This is a genomic window from Paramicrobacterium agarici, from assembly GCF_002563955.1.
GTDB lineage: Bacteria > Actinomycetota > Actinomycetes > Actinomycetales > Microbacteriaceae > Paramicrobacterium > Paramicrobacterium agarici.
The window spans coordinates 2,793,955-2,814,362 of the sequence record NZ_PDJE01000001.1; the positions used below are offsets into that span (position 1 = coordinate 2,793,955).

A 20,408-nucleotide genomic window follows, 5' to 3' on the forward strand; every position below is an offset into this window, starting at 1 on the left:
GTGCAGAGTCTACGAGGCGGGAGTCTGCTCGGGCTCGGCCCGCTTCACCGGAAGGATCGCGTCGAGCAGCTGCTGCACCCACGTGATCAGGTCGGCGTCGGCCATCGCCTCACCGTTCGGCTGCGGAATCGGCACGATGAGGGCGTTCGCCTGCGACAACATCCTGGCCTTCGGATACATGCGCTTGAGGCGCACCTGAATCGAGTCGGGCAGGTCGACGGGAGCGAGCCGCAGATTCGTGCCCATCGTAATGAGCTCAGACAGGTTGGAGCGCTGCGCTCGCTGCCGCAGTCGGGTGACCGAAACGAGCGTCTTCACACGCTCGGGCAGCGGACCATAGCGGTCGGAGAGTTCGTCGATCACGAGGTCGATCTGATCGTCGGCGGCCGAGGGAGCAGCCGCTGCCGAGAGCTTCTGATATGCCTCGAGGCGCAGGCGCTCGCTATCGATGTAGTCCTCGGGAATGTTCGCGTCGACGGGAATCTCGAGCCGCAGCTCCGTCTGCCCCTCGGCGACGTCTCCGCGGAACGTCGATACGGCCTCGCCGATCATGCGCAGATAGAGGTCGAAGCCGACACCCGCGATGTGTCCCGCCTGCTCGCCTCCGAGCAGGTTGCCCGCTCCGCGAATCTCGAGGTCTTTCAGCGCGACCTGCATGCCGCTGCCGAGTTCGTTGTTCGCGGCGATCGTCTCGAGGCGATCCTGCGCGGTCTCGGAGAGCGGTTTGTCGCTGTCGTACAGAAAATAGGCGTAGGCGCGCTCGCGACCGCGGCCAACGCGGCCACGCAGCTGGTGCAGCTGGCTCAGACCGTACTTATCGGCCCGATCGATGATGATGGTGTTCGCGTTCTGAATGTCGAGCCCAGTCTCGATGATCGTCGTGCACACGAGCACATCGAACTTGCGCTCCCAGAAGTCGACGACGACCTGCTCGAGCGTCGACTCCGAGAGCTTTCCGTGCGCCACGGCGATTCGTGCCTCGGGAACGAGCTCGGCAAGCTGATTCGCGACGCGGTTGATGCTCGCGACACGATTGTGCACGAAGAACACCTGCCCCTCGCGCAGAAGCTCGCGGCGGATCGCGGCGGCCACCTGCTTGTCGTTGTGGGGCCCGACGAAGCTCAGAATCGGGTGGCGCTCTTCTGGCGGCGTCGCGAGCGTCGACATTTCACGGATGCCGGTGACGGCCATCTCGAGCGTTCGGGGAATCGGCGTCGCGCTCATCGCGAGAACGTCCACGTTGGTCTTGAGCTTCTTGAGAGCGTCTTTGTGCTCGACGCCGAAGCGCTGCTCTTCGTCGACGATCACGAGCCCGAGATCTTTGAACTCGACCTTCTCGGTGAGCAGCCGGTGGGTGCCGATCACGACGTCGACCGTGCCCTGCGCGAGACCGTCGAGCGTCTCGCGCGCCTCTTTATCGGTCTGGAATCGGCTGAGCGAACGCAAGTGCACGGGGAACCCGGCGAATCGCTCCTGGAACGTCTCGCCGTGCTGTTTGACGAGCAGCGTCGTCGGAACGAGCACCGCGACCTGCTTGCCGTCTTGCACGGCTTTGAACGCCGCACGGACGGCGACCTCGGTCTTTCCGAATCCGACATCGCCCGACAGCAGGCGGTCCATGGGGATCGGCCGCTCCATGTCGCGCTTGACCTCGTCGATCGTCGTGAGCTGGTCGGGGGTCTCGGCGAACGGAAAGGCGTCTTCAAGCTCACGCTGCCACGGCGTGTCCTGTGCGAACGCGTGCCCTTTCGCGGCCATGCGCGCGGCGTACAGCTTGACGAGTTCGACGGCGATGTCGCGCACGGCCTTGCGGGCACGGCTTTTCGCCTGCGACCAGTCGCTTCCCCCCATCTTCGACAGCTGCGGCGACTCTCCGCCGACATAGCGCGTCAGCAGGTCGAGCTGGTCGGTGGGGACGAGGAGCTTGTCACCCGGGTATCCGCGTTTCGACGGCGCGTACTCGAGAACGAGGTACTCGCGCATGGTCTTCACCGCGTTGCGCCCGCCCGTCGACACTTCGCGTCGGGTCATCTCGACGAAGCGGCCGATGCCGTGCGTCTGGTGCACGACGTGGTCGCCAGCCTTGAGCTGCAGCGGATCGACGACGTTCTTGCGTCGAGTGGCGAGCTTCTTGACCGCTCGCGAGTCGTAGCCGGCGGAGCGTCCGTAGAACTCCGATTCCCCGATGAGAGCGAACGAGATGCCAGTGAGTTCGAAACCGTGCTCGATGACCGCCTTGACGAGATACACGATTCCTGCTTCGGCAGCATCCGGAATCTCTTCGACGATGCGCGCGGGAATACCGCGCTCTGACAGCACGTCGAGTGCTCGCTCGACGAGGCCCTGGCCCTGCGCGGCGACGACGACCGCCCAGCCCGCGCGCCTCCGGTCGTCGACGTGGGCGATGGCTCCGTCGACGTTGCCCTGGAAGCTCGGAACCGAGTCCGCCGCAACGCGGACCTCGAGAATGTCGTCGATCTCGAGTTCTTCGGGAAGCAGGTCGTCTGGCCGTTGCTGAAAGGGACTGAACGTCCACCACGGGCTCTCGGCCGCGTGCTCCCCCGGGCGTGTGACCGTGACGTCTGCACGCAGCGTGTTGAGCGAGATGAACTCTCCCGCACCAAGGTCGATGGGTGCCTCAGCGCCAGCGGTCGCGGCGCTCCAGGCTGCCTCGAGGAACTCCCGGTTGGTCTCGGCAAGGCTGATGGAGCGCGCGACGACGCGCTCAGGCGAGAGCACGGCGACCCCCGTGCCCTCGGGCAGGTAGTGCGCGATCGAGACAAGCCGGTCGAGAAGGGCCGGTGCCAGCGACTCCATGCCTTCGACGGGGATCCCGGCCGCGATCTTCTCGAGCATCGTCGACAGACTCGGAAACTCGGGGAGCATCTCGGAGGCACGCTGCCGCACGTTTGCGGTCAGCAGCAGCTCGCGGCTCGGAAGCAGTGCGACGTCGTCATATTCTTCGCTGCTCGAGCGCTGGTCTGACACCGAGAACGGCTTGATCTGGTCGACCTCGTCGCCGAAGAACTCGACGCGAACGGGATGATCGGCGGTCGTGGGAAAGACATCGAGGATGCCGCCGCGCACGGCGAATTCTCCGCGACGCGACACCAGGTCGACGCGCGAGTACGCCAGCTCGACAAGGCGCGTGACGATGTCGCCCAGCTCGTGGCCGCGGCTGCCTGTGCGCAGCCGGATGGGCTCAACGTCGGTGAGGTCGTGCGCGATCGGCTGCAGCGCGGCACGCACGGAGGCGACGACCACGAGCGGACGCTCGCCCGTCCATTCCGCCATGCGCCAAAGAGCGTCGATGCGGCGCCCGACGATCTCAGAACTCGGGCTCAGCCGTTCGTGCGGCAGGGTCTCCCAGGCGGGGAACGCCACGATCTCAGCATCGGGAACGAAGCTGGGCAGTGCCTGCTGCACACTCTCGGACTCACGCCCCGTCGCCGTTACCACGAGCACGGCCGGAGGCTTTCCCGCCTCGCGACGGCGCTCGATCAGCCCTCCGAGCAGCGGAAGACGCATGCCGTCCGTGACGGAGAAGTCGGCGTTCTGCCCCGAGTAGGTCAGTGCGGTGGCGAAGCTGGAGTCGTGGGCGAGAATGTGGCTGAGGCCCTGGAGTTTCACTCGAGCATTCTATGTGTCGACGCTGACAGCGAGGGCAGAACGATGCCACGGCCCTTCGGCGTCGGCCGTGAGAAAAACGGGAACTCCATTCGGCAGATGCGTCTCGCGCACATCGCCTGGATCGGCTCCGGCCGTGTGGCTGGCGAGCAGGATCTTCAGCAGGTAACCGTGCGAGACGAGGAGGGTCCGGCCACCGAGCTCGCGCGCTCGTCGCAGCACCCGCTCAGCTCGCTGGGCTGCGTGCGCGTACCGTTCTCCCCCCGGCGCCGCGGCGAAGTCGTGCTCGGGGCGGAGCCACCGGTCGAATGCCGCCGAGAGATCGCTGGCGGCGAGCTCCGCGCGCGTGAGTCCCTCGAACGCTCCGAAGTCAAGCTCCCTCAAATCCGCGTCGATTTCACACGGCACGCCGGCGAGCGCAGCCGTGTGCTCAAGCTCGGCTACCGTCTGCCGGGCACGCAGTGCGGGCGACACCAGCACGCGGTCCGGCGCCCATCGCGCGAGGTCCGCGACAGCATCCGTGATCTCGTGTCGTGCCGCGTCGTCGATGCCGATATCGCCCCGGCCGAGAAAGCGCCCTTCGCGGTTCCACGGGGTCGCGGCATGCCGAAGCAGGCACACGGATGCCGGTTTCAGAACGCGATCCATGTACTCCTTCTACTCGGCTTCTGCACTTCTCGCAAGGGGTTGAGGAGCGGCATCAGCGGTGGTTCCGTGAGGGCTAGAACGTCATCGATCTCGAGCGCGAGATCGAGCAGAACTTTCGAGAGAACGGAGCGAGTCATGACTGCAGCCGCTGCAGAACGCACGGTGCCCTCACCAGCCTCGCCCCGGTCCGGCGACGCTGGGCTCGACCGGTCGAACGCACGTGTCGTCTCGCACCTCGACGTCGCCGAAGCGATCGCCCGGCGCTTCACGGCAGGCTACCGCGACCCCGACGATCTGCGGCAGGTCGCGTATGTGGGACTCGTCAAGGCCTCGCGCCGCTACGACCCCAGCAGGGGCAGCGATTTCGTGTCGTTCGCCGTGCCGACGATCACGGGCGAGCTCAAACGGCACCTGCGCGACCAGAGCTGGGTCGTTCGTCCGCCGCGCCGGGTGCAGGAGCTGCGGCTGCGAATCGCGAAGTCGCGCGACGGCCTCACACAAGAGCTGCAGCGCACGCCATCAACGAGCGACTTCGCCGCACGGTTCAATGCGACGCGGTCAGACGTCCGTGAGGCGCTCGACGCGGGCAACAGCATGCGTCCGCTGTCCCTCGACGCCCCCGTGCGTGAGGGAGGCGACGAACTGGGCGCGTTCATCGCGGATTCCGACTCCGACCTTGAGCGCGCCGAGGCGCTCGCGCTGCTTGCGCCGGCGCTCAAACGGCTCGCGCCGCGTGAGAAGCACATCATCTATCTGCGGTACTACCGCGGCCTGACGCAGCAGAAGATCTCGCAGACCGTTGGTGTGACGCAGATGCACGTCTCTCGCCTGCTCACTCGAACGCTCGAGGAGCTGCGGGAGGCGTTGACCGGCACTCGTTCTGTCGTGCGCATCGCGCCGGACGCGCACGATGAGGGCGGCGAGCGGCGCACCGCGTGATGGCCGTCCCGTCACGACGCGCGATGCGGGAGGTCGGCGATCGCCGCGAGCACATCGGGTACCGAGACCGCGAGCAGCGCGGGATCGGGCTCGTCGGAGAAGGTCTCGCCGCGTCGCTGCGACGCGTCCGTGAGCACGATGTGCGGGCCGGGAGGCGGCCCCCATTCATCGGGCGGCGCCGGCCCGAAGAGAATGACCGAGGGGATGCCGTATGCCGACGCCAGGTGCGCGGCACCCGTGTCGGCCGAGACGACGAGCTCGGCGTCCGCGATCTGCGCGGCAAACTGCTCGAGGCTCATGCGACCGGCGAGAACGCACTCGTCGGGCAGCCCGGCGCGCTGCGCGACGGCGAGCGCCCGCGATCGCTCGGGCTCGCTGCCCGTGAAGACGACGCGGCGACCGTCGGCCGCGAGCGCTTCGGCAACCCGGGCGAATCGGTCGACCGGCCAGCGTCGGGAGCCGTAGAACGCGCCGACGTGCACGACGGCGGCACGAGCCACGGGCGGCACAACGAGCGGGCGCAGGATCGCGACGTCGTCGGGGTCGCCCGGCATTCCGAACGCTTCGACGAGACGCACCCAGCGGTAGCGCTCGAGCGCGCCGTCGATCCACGCGGGACCGTCTTCGCCATGCGCGACGACCGACCGCGCGCGGAGCCCGTCGATGAAGCGTCGGCTCTCGGCGCCGTTTCCGTGCATGTTTATCGCGATGTCGATTCGGCCCGGCTCGATTCCGCTCGCGTCGTCAAGCCCTGGGGTGGCATGCAGAGCGTCCACTCCCCCGACGAGATCCACGATCGGCCGAAGCCACGACGGCATCGCGAGCACGAGCCGGTGCTCGGGTTTCGCGCGTCGCACCGCGTGGATCGCGGGAACGGCGACGAGCAGATCTCCGAGCTTCAGGGCACGCAGCACGAGCAGTTCGGGAACATCGGGATCACGTCGATTCACATCACTCACTCTCACAGAGGCTCAGCCCTCGCGCCAGCCGAACCAGAGAAGTACCTGAGAAGAAGTGCCGCACACGGTGAAGCGGGTTTGTCTTCTGCTCGAGTCGGGAAAGAAGCAGTCATGACGTCAACCACTCACCCGCACGCCGTGCTGTTCGACCGCGACGACACACTCATCGAGAATGTGCCGTACAACGGCGACCCGGCTGCCGTCGTGCCCATGCCGCACGCGCGCGCCGCCCTCGACCGGCTCCGTGAGGCTGGCGTCAAGGTCGGCATCGTGACCAATCAGTCCGGCGTCGCGCGCGGCATCATCACCGCGGACCAGATGACCGCGGTGAATCGTCGTGTCGAGGATCTCCTCGGCCCGTTCGATGTCGTGCTCGCGTGCGTGCACGGCCCCGATGACGCTTGCTCGTGCCGCAAACCGCTTCCCGGTCTGATCACCTCGGCGGCGGCTCAGCTGAACGTCGCACCCGAGCAGGTCGCCGTCATCGGCGATATCGGAAGCGATATGGATGCCGCGGCAGCGGCCGCCGCTCGGGGCATTCTCGTGCCGACCGACGTGACTCTTCCGGGCGAGATCGAGGCGGCACCCGAGGTCGCCGCCGATCTCGTCGACGCGGTAGCGCGGCTCCTACCCGAGAGGGAGGTCAGCTGATGCGCACTCTCGTTGCCCGTCTCGACAGCGTCGGCGATGTTCTGCTGTCTGGCGCTGCCGTGCGCGCGATCGCGGCCGGCTCAGACGAGGTCTGGATGCTGTGCGGCCCTCAGGGCGCGCCGGCGGCCGAGATGCTTCCCGGCGTGGATCACGTCGTCACCTGGTCTGCACCGTGGATCGTCGCCCCCGCTCCCGATTTCACGCGGGAGAGCGCGCGCGAGCTGCTGAGCATCGTCGAGCGCATCTCTCCGGATGCTGCGGTGATCCTCACGTCGTTTCACCAGTCACCGCTGCCGCTTGCCGCGCTTCTGCGGCTCGCCGGGGTGCCACGCATCACGGGGACATCGATCGACTATGCGGGCTCCCTTCTCGACGTGCGGCTGAAGCCGGGCGAGGACTTTCCCGAAGACCAGCCCGAGGCGCACCGCGCTCTGCGCATCGCGGAGGCCGCCGGGTTTGCTCCCGTCGACAGCGACCACCTTGCCGTCACCGGGGTTCCCGACGTGAGCGGCATGGTTCCCGAAGGGCGCTATACCGTCGTGCATCCCGGGGCGACCGTCCCCGCGCGAGAATGGCCCGCGTCGCACCACGAGAGCCTCGTCGCGGAGCTGACGGCCCGCGGGCGCACGGTCGTCGTCACCGGCACGCCGTCAGAGACGGCGTTGACGGCGCGTGTCGCGGGTTCGGCAATCGATCTCGGGGGCCGCACGAGCCTGCGCGAACTCGCGGGTGTCCTCGCGGGCGCCGATGCGGTTGTCGTGGGAAACACGGGTCCGGCCCACCTTGCCGCCGCTGTCGGAACGCCGGTCGTGAGCCTGTTCTCACCCGTGGTCTCGGCCGAGCGCTGGGCGCCGTGGGGCGTTCCGACCGTCATTCTCGGAGATCAGGATGCCGCGTGCCGTGGCAGCCGCGCCAGGGAATGCCCGATCGCGGGCCATCCGTGCCTTTCGGTCGTGCAGCCTTCCGAGGTCGCCGACGCCTGCGAGCGGTTGATTGTCGAAACGGAAGGAGCGCTGCTGTGAACATCCTCTTCTGGCACGCACACGGAGGCTGGGCCGACGCGTTCGTGCGCGGCGAGCACACGTACCTGCTGCCGACGACGCCCGACCGCGGGCCGTTTGGATTGGGCCGCGCGGGCCGCGATTGGCCGACGAACGCTGTCGAGGTCTCTCCCGATGCTCTTGCCACGGCCGACGTCGACGTCGTCGTGCTGCAGCGTCTTGAAGAGCTGGAGTTCGCCGAGCAATGGCTCGGCCGCAAGCTGGGGCGCGATGTGCCCGCCGTCTTCGTCGAGCACAATACGCCGAAGGGCGATGTTCCGCACTCGGTGCACCCGCTGTCCGACCGTTCCGATGTGGCGATCGTGCACGTCACGCATTTCAACTCCCTCATGTGGGACACCGGGCACACGCCGACGACCGTCGTGGAACACGGCATCCCCGACCCCGGCCTGCTCTACACCGGTGACGTCGAGCGCTTTGGCGCCGTCATCAACGAGCCGGTGCGACGCGCACGCGTCAGCGGCTCCGACCTGCTGCCGCGCTTCGCGCGCGTGGCACCTGTCGACGTCTTCGGCATCGGGGCCGAGCGCATTCCCGAGCTGTACCCCGACAGCGACGGCGGAGTGTCGGGTGCCGGCGACCTGCCGACGCAGTCGCTCCACGAATCGCTCGCGAAACGGCGGGCGTATCTGCACACGACGCGGTGGACATCACTCGGACTCTCCCTTCTCGAAGCCATGCATCTGGGAATGCCGGTGCTCACGCTGGGCACCACCGAAGCATTCCGGGCTGTGCCTCCCGAGGCGGGGGCGATCTCGTCGGACGTCGATGATCTGGTGCGCGCCGCGCGGCAGCTTCTCGACGACCCCGACGAGGCGAGGCGCCGCGGTGCACGGGCGCGTGAATACGCGCTCGAGCACTACGGCCTCCCTGCCTTTCTCGACCGGTGGAATCAGGTTCTCGACGACACCGTGTCGACAGCTCGGCGGCGGTCGTCGTCGAGAGCGCCGATAGAAAGGACCGTCCGATGAGAATTGCGATGATTTCAGAACACGCGAGTCCGCTCGCCGCGCTCGGCGGCGTCGACGCCGGCGGGCAGAACGTTCATGTCGCGGCGCTGTCTCTCGCGCTCGGCCGGCTCGGCCACGACGTCACCGTGTACACGAGACGTGACGACATCGCGCTTCCCGACCGCGTTCCGATGGCGCCGAACGTCGAGGTCGTGCACGTCACGGCGGGCCCCGTCGAGCCGATTCCGAAAGACGACCTGCTTCCGTACATGAGCGAACTCGCCGACGGGGTCGTGGCGGATTGGCGCAGCCGCAAGCCCGACGTCGTGCACAGCCACTTCTGGATGTCGGGCGTTGCCGCGCTCGACGCTTCACACCGCACGGGAGTGCCCATGGTGCACACCTTCCACGCGCTCGGCGTCGTGAAGCGCAGGCACCAGGGCGCAGACGACACGAGCCCCCGCGAGCGCCGCTGGCTCGAGCCGCGCGTGGGGCGCGAAGCCGACGGCATCGTCGCAACGTGCTCCGACGAGGCTTTCGAGCTCAAGGCACTCGGCGTGCCCTTCGAACGCATCACCGTCGCGCCATGCGGCGTCGATCTCGAGACGTTCACGGCAGAGGGCCCCGTCGCGACGCGCGGCCGCCCCCACCGCATCCTCGCGGTCGGCCGCCTCGTGAAGCGCAAGGGGATCGACACGGTCATCGACGCCCTGACCCGGCTGCACGCCGACACGGAGCTCGTGATCGTCGGCGGGCCAGGCACCGTCGACGAGACAATGACGGATGCCGAGGCACGCCGATTGCGTGACATCGCCATCGAGCGCGGGGTGGACGACCGCGTGGTGTTCGCGGGGCAGCTGTCGCGCGAAGACATGCCGACCATGCTGCGCTCCGCCGACGCCGTCGTGTGCACGCCCTGGTACGAGCCGTTCGGCATCGTTCCCCTCGAAGCGATGGCGTGCGGTGTCCCGGTGGTCGCCGCAGCGGTCGGCGGACTGACCGACACGGTCGTCGACGGCGTCACCGGACGCCTGGTTCCTCCGAAGGATCCCGAGGCCCTCGCTGAGACGCTCGACGAACTCGTCGTCGATGCCGACACGATCCGGGACTACGGACTCGCGGGACGCGAGCGAGTGGAATCCCGCTACGCCTGGAGCCGCATTGCCGCAGACACGGCGGAGACGTATCGCACGGTCGCGGCCCAGCGCGAGCAGCGGGTTCCGAACCTGGCGGGAGTGCGACCATGAGCATCCACCAATCGATCAGCGCCTCGCCGGTCGAACGGCACCTGGTCTCGCTGCGCCCCGTTCTCGACGCGCTCGACGCAGAATCGGGTCGGCTCGATCGCTGGGGGCGCACCCTCGCCGCCCGGCTCATGCGCGGCAATCGCATGCTCGCAGCCGGAAACGGCGGGTCTGCGGCCGAGGCGCAGCATTTCACGGCGGAGCTCGTCGGCAGATTCGACGGCGAACGTCGCCCGTTCTCGGCGATCGCGCTGCACGCTGACACATCGGCGGTCACCGCGATCGGCAACGACTACGGCTATGACGAGGTGTTCGCACGTCAGGTCTCGGGGCACGCGCGGCACGGCGACGTCGTCGTGCTGCTGTCGACGAGCGGGGCCAGCCGCAACCTGCTGCTCGCGGCAAAGGCGGCGTCGGCGAGCGGAGCGACGACGTGGGCCCTTACGGGCGCCGGGCCGAACCCGCTGTCGAGCGTTGTCGACGAGTGCCTGTGCCTTCCCGGACCAGCGGCCAACGTGCAAGAGGCGCAGCTCGTCGCCGTGCACGCCATCTGCCGCGCATTCGACGCCGCCGTCGCCGAGGCGGAGAAACGGAGTGGATCATGAGCATCGTCGTCGTGGGAGATGTCCTTCTCGATCGCGATATCTCGGGAACGTCCGAGCGGCTGAGTCCCGATGCGCCCGTTCCCGTCGTCGATGTGCGACACGCGACGCGACGGGCGGGCGGCGCCGGTCTGGTCGCCACTCTGCTCGCGCACGAAGCAGACGTGCGACTTGTGACGGTTCTGTCAGACGATGCGAACTCGCGCGACCTGCGGTCTGCGCTCAACGGCGTCTCTGTTGTGGCGGGCCCCTCGGGAGCTCCGACTCCCGTCAAGACGCGCGTGAGCTCCTCGGGGCACGCTCTCACGCGGCTCGACGAAGGATGCGACCCCGCTCCGGTGCCAGACGTCACAGACGCCATGCTCGACGAGATCGCGTCGGCCGACGTTCTTCTCGTCGCCGACTACGGGCGCGGCCTGACGTCGAACGAGCGTCTGCGCGACGCGCTGCGCGAGCGCGGACGCACCGTGCCCGTCGTGTGGGATCCGCACCCCAAGGGCACATGGCCGGTCTCGACGAGTGCCGTCGTGACGCCGAACCTCGCCGAAGCCGCTGCCGCTGCTGAGCTCCCGGCAAGCCTCGACGCGGCGTTCGAGGCGGGCAAGCTTCTTCGCGAGCGATGGGACTGCGCAGCCGTCGCCGTCACCGTGGGAGACCGCGGGGTCGTCGTGACGACAGAGAGCGGGCTTCCTGCTCACGTGCCGGCCCCGTCGCTCGGCGCGGTCGACACGTGCGGCGCGGGCGATCGCTTCGCAGCATCCGTCGCTCTCGGCCTCGCGGGCGGCGATGATCTCGCAGCGGCGGTCGGACGCGCTGTCACCGAGACCGCGCAGTTTCTGCGCCGCGGCGGAGTCGCGTCGCTCGACGCCACGACGATTCCGCTGCGCAGCCGCGTGCAAGATGCTTTTCTCGTCGCACGTGACACGCGTGCGTCGGGAGGAACAGTTGTCGCAACGGGCGGCTGCTTCGACCTGCTGCACGCCGGTCATGCCCGAACTCTCTCGGCCGCTCGCGAACTCGGAGACTGCCTCATCGTGTGCCTCAACTCCGACGACTCGGTGCGGCGGCTCAAGGGGCCGGAACGGCCGATCATGACGCAGGCCGATCGTGTCGACCTGCTCATGTCGCTCGCGTGCGTCGACGCGGTGCTCGTCTTCGACGAAGACACGCCAGAGGCGGCACTGCGCCGCCTGCAGCCCGACCTGTGGGTCAAGGGCGGCGACTACAGCGCGAGCTCGCTGCCCGAATCGGCTGCCCTCGACGAATGGGGCGGGCGCGCCGTGACAGTCCCGTACCACCCCGGTCGATCCACAACCAAGCTTGCGAGCGCCATCGCTCGCGTCAGCTGAACGAGAGAAAAGGAGACTCCATGGCAGACCCGACGATTCTGACCGGCCGCATCCTCATCACGGGCGGCGGCTCCGGGCTCGGCGCAGCCGTCGCCGACGCCGTCGAGGCCGCGGGCGGCACGCCGATCATTCTCGATCGCGACATCAGCGGGGTCGGCGACCGCACAGCGTACGAGGCAGACGTCTCAGACGGGCGCGCCGTCGAAGACCGCGTTCGAGCTGTCGTCGACGAGCAGGGCGGTCTCGAGGCCGTCGTGACCGCGGCAGGCATCGACCGCTGCGGTCGGCTCGAGGAGGTGCCCGCTGAGGAGTGGGAGCGCGTCATCTCGGTGAACCTGCTCGGCACCGCGGCGGTCGTTCGGGCCGCTCTTCCCGCGCTCACGGCCTCACGCGGGCGCGTCGTCACCGTCGCGTCGAGCCTTGCGCTGCGCGCGGTCTCAGACGCGACAGCCTACTGCGCGTCGAAGTTCGGCGTCCTCGGGTTCTCCCGAGCCCTCGCCGCCGAGACGCGCGGACAGATCGGCGTCACGACGCTCGTGCCCTCGGGCATGCGCACGCACTTCTTCGACGACCGCGATGACAAGTACAAGCCGGGCGACGACGCGAGTCTCAACGACCCGAACGCCGTCGCCAACGCCGTCATGTTCGCGCTGAATCAGCCCGAGGGCTGCGAGGTGCGCGAGCTTGTCATCTGCCACGAGAACGAGGAGTCATGGCCGTAAGAGCCGCGACATCGTCCCACACGGAATCTGCGAGCACGTCGTCCACGAATGTGACGTCGTGCTCGCAGCGTTCCGCCGTCCACCCCACTTGCGTCGCGTCACGGCCGCACACCGGGCACTGAGTCGTCCACGACAGCTGCACGCGGTGGTGCCCGCGCTCGAGAGGGCCGGCGTTGATGAAATTTCCAAACCAGTAGACGGACGCTGTCGGCGTGCCGACTGCCTGAGCGAGGTGGCGCGGGCCGCTGTCGTTTCCCACGAACACGTCTGATGTCGCGAGAGCTCCGACGAGCTGCGCCATGCTGAGGCTGCCCGCTCGACTCGAAATGCGCGTGCCCTCCGGCCCGGCCAGGAGTCTCGACCGCTCAGCGATCTCGTCGACGGCCTCGACCTCGGCGTCGCCGCCGAGCACGAGGACGCTCCCGCCGTTTCGCGCGAAGCGCGCGGCGATCTCGGCGAAGCGCTCTCTCGGCCACCGTCTGCGCGGGTCTGTCGCACCTGGGTGCAGAGCCAAGACGGGTGCGTCGAGCGCCGCGGTGAGAGCGGTGCCAGCCTGCAGGTCGTCATCTGTCGTCAACAAACGCGGCTCCAGCATGACCGGCGACGCTCCGGCGAGCGCGGCGACCTCGAGCGCGCGCAGCACCTCGTGCTGGTAGTAGATGTAGGGAACCGTGCGCTCGAGAGCGAGTGCGTCCGGCGTCTGAGTGCCGACGGTGTGAACGGCGGCGAGCCGCGCGAGAAACGGATTCGAGTTGCGGCCGCCTCCATGCACTTGCACGGCGAGGTCGAAGCGTTCGTGCAGACGAGCGAAAAACGCGTCGACGGCGCGCGAGTCCTCCTCGCCATCGCGAACCCCTGGCGCCACGGGAAGCTCCTCGATGCGGCTGACGGCGGCACTCCTGCCGGGCAGCAGCTCCTCGGCGATGGGAGTGCCGAGAACCGTGATCTCGGCGTCGGGGTATGCAGCGTGCAGCGCCTCGATTGCCGGAACCGCGAACAGCAGGTCGCCCAGTCCTCCGCCCCTCAGCACAGCGATCGAGCGTACGTGCTCGAAGCGGTCACCGGGAGTGGCGAAAGCGATGGGCGGGCTGGCTGTGCTCATGTGGGTGCACCTTTCTCGTCTGCGTCTCTCGTGAACAGTTCCCCGTTTCGCAGTTGGGCAAACACTCAGCCGCGAGCACGTGTAGAACGCGGCCGAGTTGGGTACTTCTTCAGGCACGCACATCGACAGGGAGGCTTCATGACCGAGACCTTGGCTCGCGCCCCGCACGCAGCAGACGACACCCGCATCACGATCTGCGATCCACGTTCGGGTGAGCTCGTCGGCACGCTGACGCCGGCCGACGCGGACACCATCGACGACGCGTGTGAGCGTGCGCGCAGTGCGTTCGGGTCATGGTCTCGCACGGCCCCGGCGGCGCGCGGAGAAGCGCTTGCGGCGGCAGCATCCGTTCTCGAAGATCATGCAGACGAGCTTGCGACACTGACGCAGCGCGAAACGGGAAAGCCGTTCGACGATGCTCGAGGCGGCGTTCTCGCGGGCGTCGGAACCCTCCGCCAGTACGCAGAGCTCGGCCCCCTTCATCAGGGCTCCCGCCTCGCGGGCGACCCGAGCGCTGTCGACTATTCCATCCCCGAGCCGCGCGGAGTCGTCGCCGTCATCACTCCGTGGAACGACCCCGTCGCGATCGCCTGCGGGCTCATCGGCGCCGCCGTCGTCACAGGAAATGCCGTCGTGCACAAGCCGAGTGAGCGGTGCCCCCACGTGGGAGAGCGACTGGGCGAGCTGCTCTCCCCCGCCTTTCCTCCCGACGTTCTTCGTACGCTCACCGGTGGGGGCGAAACGGGAGCGGCTCTCGTGTCACGGCCCCAGGTCGCCATGATCGCGCACGTGGGGTCGACGGCGACGGGCGAGCGCATTGCTCGAGCGGCAGCGCTCACGGGCGCGTACGTCATCAGAGAGAACGGCGGCAACGACCCGCTCATCGTCGACGCCGGCGTGGACCCGACGTGGGCGGCGCAGCAGGCCGCGCTCGGGAGCTTTGCCAACAGCGGCCAGATCTGCACGTCGGTCGAGCGCATCTACGTTCACGATGACGTCGCCGACGCGTTCGTCGACGCGCTGTGCGCCGAGGCGCGCGAGTGGACCTCGAACGGCGCGCTTGGCCCTCTCGTCGACGAGCGAATGCGCGACGAGGTGCATCGGCAGCTCACAGAGTCCGTGAACCTCGGTGCCCGCGTGCTCGTGGGAGGCACCATACCCGAGGGGCCCGGTTCCGCGTACCCTGCGACAGTCGTCGTCGACTGCACGGCGGTCATGCCGGTGTTCAGCGAAGAGACGTTCGGGCCTATCGCCTCCGTGCAGCGCGTGACCTCCTTCGATGACGCCATCGCCGCAGCATCCAACGACCGATATGGACTCGCGGCGACCGTGCTGACCCCGTCTCTCGAGCACGCGAGCAGGTCGGCGGCGGAGCTGCCCGTCGGCACCGTCAAGGTCAACGCCGTGTTCGGCGGCGCGCCGGGAGGCTCGGCGGAGCCGCGAGGGGCGAGCGGAAGCGGTTTCGGCTTCGGCCCCAAGCTGCTCGACGAGATGACACGGCTGAAGGTCGTGCACATGGGTACCGCGGAGGTGGCATCGTGACCGCGGCACTCACCGTCGACCTTGTGACGGAGCTCGCGGCCACGTCGCCGCGCGTTGTCGTGATCGGCGATCTGATTCTCGACGGCTGGTGGGACGGCCAGGCAGAACGCATGAGCCGCGAGGCACCCGTGCCCGTCGTCGAGATCGCGCACCGTCGCTTTGCCGCGGGCGGAGCCGCGAATACGGCTGTCAACCTGGCGGCGATGGGCGCGCAGGTCCGTGTCGTCGGCGCGATCGGCAACGACGACGCGGGTCGCCGGCTGCGCGTGATCCTCGAGGAAGCGGGCGTTGATACGCGCGACATCATCGAGACGGATGCCACCGACACGATCGCGAAGAACCGCATTGTGAGCGAGGATCAGGTGATCGTGCGGCTCGACGACGTCAGCTCGGCCGGATACCCGGCGTCCGTTCTCGCGGATGTTGCCGACGCGGCGGCCCGTGCGGCGGCGTGGGCAGACGCCGAGGTCATCTGCGACTACGGCTGCGGCTTGCTGAGCGCGGAGGTGCTCGAGAAGCTCGCATCCCGTGAGCAGCGACCGCGAACGTGCATCGTCGATGCGCATGATCTGAGCCGCACTGCCGCCCTGCACCCCGACGTCGTGACGCCGAACGCCGACGAATGCTCCGGGCTGTGCGACGGGCTCGATCTCGACGATCGACCGGGCAGCGTCGCGCGCTGCCGCGAGGCGATCATCGAGGCGAGTGGCGCGCGCTCGGCCGTCGTCACGCTCGACCGCGAGGGAAGCGTCGTTCTCGGCGAAGACGGGAGCACGCACCGAACCTACGCGCATCCGGCTCACGAGCAGCAGGCCTCCGGAGCCGGAGACACGTTCACGGCGGCACTCAGTCTTGCGCTGTCATGCGACGTTCCGCTCGCCCTGGCCGCCGACCTCGCACAGCTTGCCGCAGACATCGTCGTGCGGATGCACGGCACTTCGGTGTGCTCCAGCGCCGACCTGCGCAGCGAACTGTCGCCGAGCGATGACCAGGCGAGCGACGTCGACGAGCTGAGCGCCGCCGTCGCGGAGCATCGCGCGAGCGGGCGCCGCATCGTCTTTACGAACGGCTGCTTCGACGTTCTGCACCGTGGCCACACAGCATCCCTGAGGCAGGCAAAGCACCTGGGCGATGTGCTCGTCGTCGCGATCAACGACGACGCATCCGTGCGACGTCTCAAGGGCCCGGACCGCCCGGTCAACTCGGCCGCCGATCGCGCGGCAGTGCTCGCCGCCCTCGAGTGCGTCGACTACGTCACCGTGTTCTCGACGGACACGCCGATTCCGCTGCTCGAGCAGCTCAAGCCCGACGTCTATGCGAAAGGCGGAGACTACACGCCGCAGATGCTCGAAGAGACCGCCGTCGTGCGCGGATACGGTGGCACGGTGCACGTGCTCGACTACGTGGAATCGCATTCGACGAGCGGCGTCGTCGAGCAGATTCGCGACCGCCGACCCACCCGCGCCACGGAGCCAGGCTGATGTCGAGCCGCCGCTGGTCAGGTGCCTGGGCTCGCCCGCATGAGCGCGGCCCGGAGCCGCGCGTCGACGTGCTTATTCCCACGATCGGGCGCGAGGCCGAATTCGCCGTGACCCTCGCGGGGCTCGCCGCGCAAGACGATCCCCCGTTCGGCGTCATCGTGAGCGATCAGTCTGACGACGGCATTGCCGACAGGCCCGCGATCGCCGCGATGCTGAGACTGCTCGAGGCGCAGGGCCGCCCCGTGACCGTGCTCCGGCACCTGCCTCGCCGAGGACTCGCCGAGCAGCGTCAGTTTCTGCTCGATCGCGCATGCGCGGAGTTCGTGCTCTATCTCGACGACGACATCTGGCTCGAGCCCGGCATGCTGACGCGCCTCGTCGACGCCATCGAGACGCTCGGCTGCGGGCTCGTCGGCTCGGCCGTGCAAGGACTGTCGTTTCTCGACGACGTGCGCCCAGACGAGCAGCGGCCACTCGAGTGGTGGGACCGCGCCGTGCGTCCCGAGAGCATCGACCGCGACTCCCCCGAGTTCGCGCGATGGGCGTTGCACAACGCGGCGAATCTCGCGCACGTCGCCGCCGAGACAGACATTGACGAGGGCGCATGGCGCGCTTACCGCATCGCGTGGGTGGGCGGCTGCTGCCTCTTCAGGCGAAGCGCGCTCATCGCGTGCGGCGGCTTCGACTTCTGGTCTGAGCTTCCCTCGCAGCACGTCGGCGAAGATGTCGTGGCGCAATGGCGCGTCATGAAACGGTTTGGCGGTGCAGGGCTGCTGCCGAGTGGCGCCGTGCACCTGGAAGCGCCCACGACGATCATCGATCGCAACGTGGAGGCGACAGAGGTGGTCGTTCCCGACCGCCCGCACACAGAGAGGAGCACGTAATGGCAGAGACACCGAGCCCCATCGACGTTCAGAAGTACCTTGGAGGCGTCGACTACCCGGCGTCGCGAGACGAGATTCTCGATCGCGCACAGGAGTCAGGGGCGGGCGACGATGTGCTGCACGCTCTGCGGAACATCCCCGATCAGACGTACGAGAAGCCGACGGACGTCAGCGCAGAGCTCGGCTGAGCGCCGAGATCGGTGCGCGCCTCACGCTTTCGGGGCGTGCACCTTCTGCTGCGCCGCGACAAGACCGTCGTCGACGATGAGCATGACCGCGGCGGCAGCATCCGCGATCACAGACGGCAGAACCTCGCGCTCGGCCGTCGTGAACGGTCGCAGAACGTAATCCGCGGCATCCTGCCGCCCGGGGGGACGACCGATGCCCACACGCACTCGGGTGAAATCAGCGGATGCCGCTTTGCCGATGTCGCGCAGGCCGTTGTGCCCGCCGTGGCCGCCGCCCGTCTTGAGCTTGAGCGTGTCGAAGGGGATGTCGAGTTCGTCGTGCACGACGATGAGCCTGTCGACGTCGAGCGAGTAGTACGACAGCAGCGCCGCGACCGGGCCGCCGGACGTGTTCATGTACGACATGCTCTTGGCCACGACGATCTTCGGCCCGCCGGGAACCATGCGCCCCTCGGCGACGAGGGCGTGGGCCTTGTGCCGTGAGAACCGTGCGCCGAGCCGCCGCGCGAGTTCGTCGGCAACCATCTGCCCGACGTTGTGCCGTGTGCTGGCGTATCCCGCTCCCGGGTTGCCCAGACCGACGACGAGCCAGGTGTCGGCTGCCATTCGTGCTCTCCTTCGCAAACGGATCGGGCCCGCCGCAGCGCTTCGTTCAAACGCGAGCAGCGGGCCCGAAAGCGTGTCGATTACTCCTCGGAAGCGCCCTCGGCTGCCTCTTCGGCGGCGGCAGCCTCAGCGGCCTCTTCCTCAGCCTCTGACGGCGCGCTCGGCACGGTGACGTGCGCGAGAAGCAGGTCCGCCTCTTCGGCGAGCTCTGCGCCCTCGGGCAGAGTGATGTCGCCAGCGAGCACCTGGGTGCCCTCGACAGCTCCCTCGATCGAGTGCGAGAGACTCTCGGGAATGTTCGTGGCGGCGACGTTCAGGCGAACGGTCGTGACCTCGACCATGACGATGGTGCCGCTGAACGACTCGCCCTCGAGGTGCACGGGAACCTCGACGTCGACGCGCTCGCCCTTCTTGATGACGATGAGGTCGACGTGCTCGATGATCTGCGACACCGGGTCACGCTGAACGTCCTTGACCAGGGTCAGGTGCTTCTTGCCGTCGACGTCGATCTCGATGAGCGCGTTGCTGCGGCGCAGCAGAAGCATGGTCTCGTGACCGGGAAGCGTGAGGTGCAGGGGCGCCGCGCCGTGGCCGTAGACCACTGCGGGGATCTTTCCCGCTGCGCGGAGCTTGCGTGCCGCGCCCTTGCCAAAGGACTCGCGCGTCTCAGCGCTGAGCTTGAGCTGTTCAGCCATGGTTTCTCTCCTTGCCGGCCGCGCCGGCTGGTCGGTCGGGCACGTGGCCCAGGTAACGATTGTGTTGTCGACTCGAACGCATGTCAGCGTGAGGACAAGCCTGTGCCCATCCACCGCGTCGATAACGGACACGCGTGTGTCCCTCGCCGAAGTTCAATCGAAAAGTCTACAGCATTCGCGCGTTTCACGATTCGGCGTCGACCGGAGGCGCGACGCGACGCGTTGAGAGCGCGACAAACCGCATGACGCCGCCGGACACGAGCAGGAACAGAGCGACAGACGCGCTCAGTCCACTCACACCCCAGATCACCGCCGTCGTCGTCGCCCAGGCAGGAATGATCGACACGGTCTCAGGCGTCGCACCCGAGAGGAACGCTCCGAACGCCACCCACATGGTCACCCAGAACAATCCGAACGCGTAGAGCGCTGCGGCAGAGAGCCGCCCCGCTGCGGCGATGGCCGCGCACAGGAGCGCGCCCGCGATGATCATGATCACGGGGCCGACGGCGACGTCGGGCGACACGAAGACGCGATAGGCGACGACCTGGTGGTACCCGCCCGCCCACACGAGAACAGCGCCGGGAATGCTCAGCACGACGGCGCCGCCCATGGCGACGATACGGCGGAGCGGAGAGACGCGAGAGCCGGAGCGACGCCGCCCGCGATGACCGAGGGCTGCGGCAAGCGAGACGGCACCGAGAACGAGAAGAAAACCGGATGCTGTTGCGAAGCCCGCGAGCTCGGCGCCGTCGGGGAAGACCACCGCGTACACGGCCCGCGGCCAGTTCACCGGGTGCACGTCGCGACTGCCGAGCGAGAACGGAATGACGAGTCCGAGCAGAGAGACGACGATCTCGGTGCAGGCCACGATGATGACCCCGCACGTGGAGACGATCATCGATGCGGCCGAGATGCCGATCAGCACGAGGCCAGCGGCGACGCTCACCCAGTCTGCGGTGCCGACGGTCGCGTCGCCCGTTCCCGCCGTGAGCGTCGAGGCTCCTCCGGAGAACACGAGACCGAGGCCGAGAAACCGCGTGACGATCGTGACGACGGCGCTCGCGACACGGCGCTGCCACGGCGGCGCGGGCGCCGAGGCGCGATCGCTCGTCGCAGCATCCGGAATCTCGCTCATGCCCCTGAGTGTAGGGGCTGGCG

At 68.2% G+C, this 20,408-nt stretch carries 20 protein-coding genes; 12 read left to right on the forward strand and 8 right to left on the reverse strand.

Annotation, left to right across the window (positions count from 1 at the left end; genetic code table 11):
• Positions 1-9 precede the first annotated feature (9 nt).
• The 3 genes from mfd to ATJ78_RS15985 are packed head-to-tail and all read right to left on the reverse strand — an operon-like array spanning position 10 to position 4,412.
• Positions 10-3,630: a transcription-repair coupling factor gene (gene mfd, locus ATJ78_RS13705; protein WP_098408752.1), complete on the reverse strand. Its 3,621-nt coding sequence runs from the start codon at positions 3,628-3,630 to the stop codon at positions 10-12.
• 9 nt (positions 3,631-3,639) lie between these two features.
• Positions 3,640-4,275, reverse strand: a complete 636-nt coding sequence (locus tag ATJ78_RS15800) for a histidine phosphatase family protein (protein ID WP_143741424.1) — start codon at positions 4,273-4,275, stop codon at positions 3,640-3,642.
• Positions 4,260-4,412 carry a hypothetical protein gene (locus tag ATJ78_RS15985; protein WP_169923462.1) on the reverse strand — a complete coding sequence of 51 codons (153 nt, stop codon included), beginning with the start codon at positions 4,410-4,412 and terminating at the stop codon, positions 4,260-4,262. The genes ATJ78_RS15800 and ATJ78_RS15985 overlap by 16 nt, the downstream gene beginning before the upstream one ends.
• On the opposite strand from ATJ78_RS15985, the gene ATJ78_RS15805 reads away from it, so the two are divergent.
• Positions 4,411-5,214 (forward strand): sigma-70 family RNA polymerase sigma factor, encoded by an 804-nt coding sequence (locus ATJ78_RS15805; protein WP_169923463.1) that lies wholly within the window; start codon positions 4,411-4,413, stop codon positions 5,212-5,214. The genes ATJ78_RS15985 and ATJ78_RS15805 overlap by 2 nt on opposite strands.
• 11 nt (positions 5,215-5,225) lie before the next feature.
• On the opposite strand, the gene ATJ78_RS13715 is transcribed toward ATJ78_RS15805, so the two are convergent.
• The gene (locus ATJ78_RS13715; RefSeq protein WP_434061500.1) at positions 5,226-6,164 is read right to left on the reverse strand and encodes a glycosyltransferase family 9 protein; all 939 of its coding nucleotides are present in this window, start codon (positions 6,162-6,164) and stop codon (positions 5,226-5,228) included.
• Positions 6,165-6,284: 120 nt separating this feature from the next.
• Here ATJ78_RS13715 and ATJ78_RS13720 point away from each other — a divergent pair, with 120 nt between their 5' ends.
• The 7 genes from ATJ78_RS13720 to ATJ78_RS13750 are packed head-to-tail and all read left to right on the forward strand — an operon-like array spanning position 6,285 to position 12,752.
• The gene (locus tag ATJ78_RS13720) at positions 6,285-6,824 is read left to right on the forward strand and encodes a D-glycero-alpha-D-manno-heptose-1,7-bisphosphate 7-phosphatase (protein ID WP_098409398.1); all 540 of its coding nucleotides are present in this window, start codon (positions 6,285-6,287) and stop codon (positions 6,822-6,824) included.
• Positions 6,821-7,846, forward strand: coding sequence for a glycosyltransferase family 9 protein (locus ATJ78_RS13725; protein WP_098409399.1), 1,026 nt, complete (start codon positions 6,821-6,823; stop codon positions 7,844-7,846). Before ATJ78_RS13720 ends, ATJ78_RS13725 begins: the two co-directional genes overlap by 4 nt.
• Positions 7,843-8,856: a glycosyltransferase gene (locus tag ATJ78_RS13730; protein WP_098408755.1), complete on the forward strand. Its 1,014-nt coding sequence runs from the start codon at positions 7,843-7,845 to the stop codon at positions 8,854-8,856. Before ATJ78_RS13725 ends, ATJ78_RS13730 begins: the two co-directional genes overlap by 4 nt.
• Positions 8,853-10,082, forward strand: coding sequence for a glycosyltransferase (locus ATJ78_RS13735; protein WP_098408756.1), 1,230 nt, complete (start codon positions 8,853-8,855; stop codon positions 10,080-10,082). The genes ATJ78_RS13730 and ATJ78_RS13735 overlap by 4 nt, the downstream gene beginning before the upstream one ends.
• On the forward strand, positions 10,079-10,684 hold the full coding sequence (locus ATJ78_RS13740; RefSeq protein WP_098408757.1) for a D-sedoheptulose-7-phosphate isomerase: 606 nt from the start codon (positions 10,079-10,081) through the stop codon (positions 10,682-10,684). The genes ATJ78_RS13735 and ATJ78_RS13740 overlap by 4 nt, the downstream gene beginning before the upstream one ends.
• Positions 10,681-12,030, forward strand: coding sequence for a PfkB family carbohydrate kinase (locus ATJ78_RS13745; protein ID WP_098408758.1), 1,350 nt, complete (start codon positions 10,681-10,683; stop codon positions 12,028-12,030). The genes ATJ78_RS13740 and ATJ78_RS13745 overlap by 4 nt, the downstream gene beginning before the upstream one ends.
• A 20-nt stretch (positions 12,031-12,050) precedes the next feature.
• A complete protein-coding gene (locus tag ATJ78_RS13750) occupies positions 12,051-12,752 on the forward strand; it encodes an SDR family oxidoreductase (RefSeq protein ID WP_098408759.1) in 702 nt (233 codons plus the stop codon).
• Here ATJ78_RS13750 and ATJ78_RS13755 read toward each other — a convergent pair.
• On the reverse strand, positions 12,718-13,854 hold the full coding sequence (locus tag ATJ78_RS13755) for a glycosyltransferase family 9 protein (protein WP_098408760.1): 1,137 nt from the start codon (positions 13,852-13,854) through the stop codon (positions 12,718-12,720). The genes ATJ78_RS13750 and ATJ78_RS13755 overlap by 35 nt on opposite strands.
• A gap of 138 nt (positions 13,855-13,992) precedes the next feature.
• On the opposite strand from ATJ78_RS13755, the gene ATJ78_RS13760 reads away from it, so the two are divergent.
• The 4 genes from ATJ78_RS13760 to ATJ78_RS13775 are packed head-to-tail and all read left to right on the forward strand — an operon-like array spanning position 13,993 to position 17,949.
• Positions 13,993-15,396 (forward strand): aldehyde dehydrogenase family protein, encoded by a 1,404-nt coding sequence (locus ATJ78_RS13760; protein ID WP_098408761.1) that lies wholly within the window; start codon positions 13,993-13,995, stop codon positions 15,394-15,396.
• Positions 15,393-16,877: a D-glycero-beta-D-manno-heptose 1-phosphate adenylyltransferase gene (gene rfaE2, locus ATJ78_RS13765; RefSeq protein WP_098408762.1), complete on the forward strand. Its 1,485-nt coding sequence runs from the start codon at positions 15,393-15,395 to the stop codon at positions 16,875-16,877. Before ATJ78_RS13760 ends, rfaE2 begins: the two co-directional genes overlap by 4 nt.
• Positions 16,877-17,761, forward strand: coding sequence for a glycosyltransferase family 2 protein (locus tag ATJ78_RS13770; RefSeq protein WP_098408763.1), 885 nt, complete (start codon positions 16,877-16,879; stop codon positions 17,759-17,761). The genes rfaE2 and ATJ78_RS13770 overlap by 1 nt, the downstream gene beginning before the upstream one ends.
• Positions 17,761-17,949: a DUF2795 domain-containing protein gene (locus ATJ78_RS13775; RefSeq protein ID WP_098408764.1), complete on the forward strand. Its 189-nt coding sequence runs from the start codon at positions 17,761-17,763 to the stop codon at positions 17,947-17,949. The genes ATJ78_RS13770 and ATJ78_RS13775 overlap by 1 nt, the downstream gene beginning before the upstream one ends.
• 21 nt (positions 17,950-17,970) lie before the next feature.
• On the opposite strand, the gene pth is transcribed toward ATJ78_RS13775, so the two are convergent.
• The 3 genes from pth to ATJ78_RS13790 all read right to left on the reverse strand — a co-directional run bounded on the left by pth (position 17,971) and on the right by ATJ78_RS13790 (position 20,385).
• Positions 17,971-18,555: an aminoacyl-tRNA hydrolase gene (pth, locus tag ATJ78_RS13780; RefSeq protein ID WP_098408765.1), complete on the reverse strand. Its 585-nt coding sequence runs from the start codon at positions 18,553-18,555 to the stop codon at positions 17,971-17,973.
• Between the two features lie 80 nt (positions 18,556-18,635).
• Positions 18,636-19,250, reverse strand: a complete 615-nt coding sequence (locus tag ATJ78_RS13785; RefSeq protein ID WP_098408766.1) for a 50S ribosomal protein L25/general stress protein Ctc — start codon at positions 19,248-19,250, stop codon at positions 18,636-18,638.
• Positions 19,251-19,434: 184 nt separating this feature from the next.
• Entirely contained in the window at positions 19,435-20,385 is a 951-nt protein-coding gene (locus ATJ78_RS13790; protein ID WP_143741426.1) for a hypothetical protein, read from the reverse strand.
• Between the last annotated feature and the right edge of the window lie 23 nt (positions 20,386-20,408).